Origin of the sequence: Pseudomonas sp. EL_65y_Pfl1_R83 (genome assembly GCF_963970695.1) — a bacterium.
Lineage (GTDB): Bacteria > Pseudomonadota > Gammaproteobacteria > Pseudomonadales > Pseudomonadaceae > Aquipseudomonas > Aquipseudomonas tritici.
Map to the genome: position 1 here is coordinate 1 of NZ_CAXAQI010000066.1, position 829 is coordinate 829.

The following is an 829-nucleotide window of genomic DNA, read 5'->3' on the forward strand; positions in this document are numbered from 1 at the left end:
AACACGGTTCGCACATAGGCGAGCTTAGCCTGACCGAGCGCGGTGAGCTGGTCGCCGCGCACATTGGCACCATCGGTCAGTGCGGCATGGGCGAGCCTGGCACGATCGGCCGGAGGCATCGCCTCTTTCTGGCCCGCCAGTCGAAAGGTCTTGCGATTAAGAAGCTTCAAACCCTTGGCTTCGGCCCCATAGGCATCGAACAGGCGTAGACCGAAATGAGCCTCCTGTGCGCCCTTGATGGCCTGTATCAGACGCCAAAGCTGGCGATCCTCGATCGCGAGGCCAGCGAGCACTTCATACGGCGAATTGCGACCGTCCTGACCGGACTCATCAAGGAACAGGAACCACGCCACATATGCTCTCCCCCTACGTCGTTTTCCCACGACCGCGTTGTTACGCTTTGAGTTCTACAACGCGATGCGTCTGCACGCCAATAGTCGCTGATCGCTTAATCGCTTAATCGCTTAATCGCTTAATCGCTTAATAGTGGCTTCGTGATCCAAATTATAACATACGCGCAGCGCTTTGTGGGCCATAGTTTCCGCTTTCGTTCCACCCTCAACTGACTCATAAAATCGTCATGCCGATCGCGCGCGAACATCGCTGGCTCTAACCGATCGCCTGGCGCGAGTTGTCGAACCTGATCCGCTTCGCTCGCGCGAAGGGCAGGGCAGGGCAGGGGTCTTCGCTATCTGCCGACGCCGGACGAGCTGGCGCGGGCACAGCCTGGTTTCGCCGGCATCGACCCGCCACCCCATTTGCGGGTCACGCGTGTGGTCCTCGCAAGCGCGCACCTGAACCATGATCCAGCGACAACCGGCCTCGCAAC

General features: G+C 59.5%; 1 protein-coding gene. It reads right to left on the reverse strand.

All coding sequences use genetic code 11. The features are described from left to right. A partial coding sequence (locus tag AACY08_RS27620) for a DUF3800 domain-containing protein (protein ID WP_339472281.1) occupies positions 1-353 on the reverse strand: 353 nt, incomplete at its 3' end. Positions 354-829: the final 476 nt, after the last annotated feature.